At 38.5% G+C, this 4,160-nt stretch carries 4 protein-coding genes; all 4 read right to left on the reverse strand.

The window, feature by feature from the left end:
• Positions 1 to 34: 34 nt before the first annotated feature.
• The 4 genes from LACDD01_RS05320 to hrcA all read right to left on the reverse strand — a co-directional run bounded on the left by LACDD01_RS05320 (position 35) and on the right by hrcA (position 4,100).
• Positions 35 to 433 carry a Spx/MgsR family RNA polymerase-binding regulatory protein gene (locus tag LACDD01_RS05320; RefSeq protein WP_019293250.1) on the reverse strand — a complete coding sequence of 133 codons (399 nt, stop codon included), beginning with the start codon at positions 431 to 433 and terminating at the stop codon, positions 35 to 37.
• Positions 434 to 582: 149 nt separating this feature from the next.
• Entirely contained in the window at positions 583 to 2,409 is a 1,827-nt protein-coding gene (dnaK, locus tag LACDD01_RS05325; protein WP_004259123.1) for a molecular chaperone DnaK, read from the reverse strand.
• Between the two features lie 77 nt (positions 2,410 to 2,486).
• Positions 2,487 to 3,059 (reverse strand): nucleotide exchange factor GrpE, encoded by a 573-nt coding sequence (grpE, locus tag LACDD01_RS05330; protein ID WP_255357173.1) that lies wholly within the window; start codon positions 3,057 to 3,059, stop codon positions 2,487 to 2,489.
• A 3-nt stretch (positions 3,060 to 3,062) separates the two neighbouring features.
• On the reverse strand, positions 3,063 to 4,100 hold the full coding sequence (gene hrcA, locus LACDD01_RS05335) for a heat-inducible transcriptional repressor HrcA (RefSeq protein WP_017368864.1): 1,038 nt from the start codon (positions 4,098 to 4,100) through the stop codon (positions 3,063 to 3,065).
• Between the last annotated feature and the right edge of the window lie 60 nt (positions 4,101 to 4,160).

Raw genomic sequence — 4,160 nt, forward strand, 5'->3', positions numbered from 1 at the left:
TCAGGAATTACGCTTCCTTTGCTCTTTAGAGAACCTAGCCTGTTTGCATTTCTTGCTGTTCTATGTCAGTAACTTTTTTACTTGGCTTTTCTAAAAACCTTTGCATCTTATCTTCATCAAAACCGATTTGAAGTTGTTTTTCATCCAACATAAGTGGAACTTTCAATAGAGTAGCATTTTCTTCTAACAGCTCCATAAAATCTTCTAACTTCAAGTCATTGAAATTAAGGTTCAAACGTGTGTAAGCCCGAGTTTCTGTTGCGATAATCTCTTCAACTCCATGTTCAGTTAAAGAAACAATTCGGAGAATTTCCTCAGTCGAAACCAGTTCTTTGAGAAGATCAACTTCGACAAACTTGACTTTATGGGCATAGAGCCAGCTCTCTACTGCTTTCGTCTCCTGATTAGAGGAGATGGTATAAATCTTAAGCATGCCAACCTCCTTTCTATCACGTCCAGGTTCTCTTTCTTATTTTTATTATCCTATTTTATGAGATTGAAAACAAATGAAACGGTTTTCAGAAAAAAATAAAAAAGCCGAGCATCAATATCTCGAACTTTTTTATTTTATGAACTACGGTTTTATTTAACTTCTTCAAAGTCACCATCAACAGTATTGTCATCTTTAGGACCTTCTTCTGATCCAGCTTCTTGTCCTTCTGCTGCTGCTTGTTCAGCACTGGCTTGTTCGTAAAGTTTTACTGCGAGATTTTGCGCAATTTCGCTAAGTGCTTCTGATTTAGCTTTGATATCGGCAATATCTTCACCTTCAAGAGCTTTCTTCAACTCTTCTTTAGCATCTTCTGCTTTTTTAACTTCTGCTTCGTCAACTTTACCTTCAAGTTCTTTGATTGTTTTTTCAGTTTGGAAAACAAGAGCATCCGCTTCGTTACGTGTGTCTACTTCTTCTTTACGTTTTGCGTCAGCATCAGCATTTGCTTCAGCATCTTTCATCATTTTATCGATTTCTTCGTCAGAAAGACCTGAGTTAGATTTGATAACGATTGTTTGTTCTTTTTGCGTACCCAAATCTTTTGCTTTAACAGATACGATACCGTTTTTGTCGATGTCGAATGTGACTTCGATTTGTGGCACACCACGTGGTGCGGCAGGGATATCTGTCAATTGGAAGCGACCCAATGATTTGTTATCTGCTGCCATTGGACGTTCACCTTGAAGGACGTGGATATCTACTGCTGGTTGGTTATCTGCTGCAGTTGAGAAGACTTGTGATTTAGATGTTGGAATTGTTGTATTACGTTCGATAAGTTTTGTAAATACAGAACCCATTGTTTCAATACCAAGTGAAAGTGGAGTTACGTCAAGAAGGACAACGTCTTTAACGTCACCAGTGATGACACCACCTTGGATTGCTGCACCCATAGCAACAACTTCGTCTGGGTTAACAGATTTGTTTGGTGTTTTACCTGTTTCTTTTTGAACAAGATCAACAACTGCTGGGATACGAGTTGAACCACCAACAAGAAGAACTTCATCGATATCAGAAGTTGAAAGACCAGCATCAGAAAGGGCTTGACGTACAGGTTCGCGTGTTGCTTCAACCAATGAAGCAGTCAATTCGTCAAATTTAGCACGTGTAAGTGTCATTTCCAAGTGAAGTGGGCCAGCAGCGCCAGCTGTGATGAACGGCAATGAAATTTGAGTAGAAGTTACACCTGAAAGGTCTTTTTTCGCTTTTTCAGCTGCATCTTTCAAACGTTGAAGGGCCATTTTATCTTGTGAAAGATCAATGCCGTTTTCTTTCTTGAATTCTGCGACCATGTAATCAATGATGGCTTGGTCAAAGTCATCACCACCAAGTTTGTTGTTACCTGCTGTTGACAATACATCGAAGACACCATCACCTAGTTCAAGGATTGAAACGTCAAATGTACCACCACCAAGGTCAAAGACAAGAATTTTTTCATCTTTGTCTTGTTTATCCATACCGTAAGCAAGAGCTGCTGCTGTTGGTTCGTTAACGATACGTTCTACTTCAAGACCAGCGATTTTACCAGCATCTTTTGTTGCTTGACGTTGTGCATCGTTGAAGTATGCTGGGACTGTAATAACTGCTTTTTCAACTTTTTCGCCCAAGTATGCTTCAGCTGTTGCTTTCAAGTTTTGAAGAATCATTGCTGAAATTTCTTGAGGTGTGTACTCTTTGCCACCGGCAGAAACTTTTTCACTTGTACCCATTTTAGATTTGATTGAGATGATTGTATCTGGGTTTGTTACGGCTTGGCGTTTTGCAGCATCACCAACTTGAATTTCACCATTTTTAAAAGCGACAACAGATGGTGTTGTACGATTTCCTTCTGGATTTGGAATAATTTTTGCTTCAGTTCCTTCGAGAACTGCTACTGCTGAGTTTGTTGTACCAAGGTCAATACCAATAATTTTAGACATATGCTTTACCTCTTTTTTTATTTTATTGTTTTTATCTATTCTTATAGTTTAAGGACATTTCGGTCACTTCTTGTTTCTTATTGTGCAACAACGACCATTGCTGGACGAAGGATACGATCATGGATTTGGTAGCCTTTTTGGAAGACTTGAACGACATGATCTGCAGGATGCTCATCATCAGCTGGGACAGTTTGCACAGCCATATGGAAGTTTGGATCAAAGGCTCCGTCTGCTTTGACTTCTGTAACGCCTTCTTCTTTAAGTGCGTTGATCAAGCTTTCTCGCGTCATTTCTAAACCTTTTTTGACATCTTCTGTTAATCCTTCAACAGCAAGTGCACGCTCCAAGTTATCTAAGCTTGGCAAAATCTTTTTCGCCAAATCTTGTGAGCGATATTTCAAGATACTAGAACGTTCTTCGTTGGCACGGCGTTGAATATTTTGGATTTCTGCGCTAATACGGAGAAATTTGTTTTCCCATTCTTCAGCCTTTGCTACAGCTGCATCAAGCTCAGAAACCTCTTCTTCGACGATATCTTCAAGTGCTTCTTCAGTAAGCTCTTCGACAACTTCTTCTTCCTGATCTTTTTTCTTTAATTCTTCTTTATTTTCTTCAGCCATATTGTTTCCTTTTCTTTTAAATAATTTCATATATTAACTTATCTCATAATGGTTACCATCAAGGTAACGATAATAGTCCATGAGTTTCATACTTAAGACTTTCGCAAGTAAGTCCAGTGTACTCAAGGTTTTCTGATAATCTTGTTCTACAGGACCAATGACTGTCAGCGTTCCTAAACCACGATATGGAATAACAAACTTTTGACTGATCAACGTTAGGTTAGCAAAATAAGACATATTGTCAATGACAACCGAACGCATCTCATCTGTACTTGTTAATTCTCGTATTTCTTGAGCCATACGTGTATCATCGCTTAAAATTTTATAAAGCTCAGAAAGATTGTCTGTGGCAAAATCAAAGACATATTCACGTCCGCTACTTGTCAAATGCTCTGTGAACAAATCTGCAAAGACGGATTCAAAGAGCTCCAAGACATCACCAGTTGTTTTAAAGTAACGCTGTACTATCTGTGGGATATCCGTCCTCAACGCATAATGCACATCAAGAACTTTCTTACCTACTAAACGTTCTTTAATCAACCGTGTAAAGACTTGCAAGTCATGTTCACTCATACTTTTGGGGAGTACAAACTGATTTGTCCGAAGTTCGCCTGTCGCTAAGGTCATCACTGTCAACATCGAGTGATTATCTAAAGTGACAAGTTCAAAGGACTGTAAGACTTGCTCTTTCTGAGGAACATTAAGTACGAAAGAAGTTAAGCCGGTCAATCTTGAGAGAACTTCACTTGCTCTTTCAAATAAATCCGATAAGCGATAAAACTCACCATCAAAGGATTTCATAATTTGAAAAAGATCATTTTGTGTAAATTCTTCCAAGCGCAATACATTTTCTACAAAGTATTTGTAACCTGAAATACTAGGAACACGCCCACTTGATGTATGTTCTTTTTGAATGAGTCCAAGATTTTCCAAGGCTTTCATATCATTTCTGATTGTCGCACTTGATGCTTTAATCTGTTCCAATAAAGCTTTAGAACCAACGGGTGTGTGCTCTTTAGCGTAAAGTGAGACAATCAAATCCAAAATCTGTTGTTGCCGTTCTGTAATCATCTTTGTCTCCTTTCTTCGCTTTTAGCACTCACCACCCTCAAGTGCTAACAATATTATTAT

It is taken from the genome of Lactococcus sp. DD01, assembly GCF_001578715.1.
Classification (GTDB): Bacteria; Bacillota; Bacilli; order Lactobacillales; family Streptococcaceae; genus Lactococcus; species Lactococcus petauri.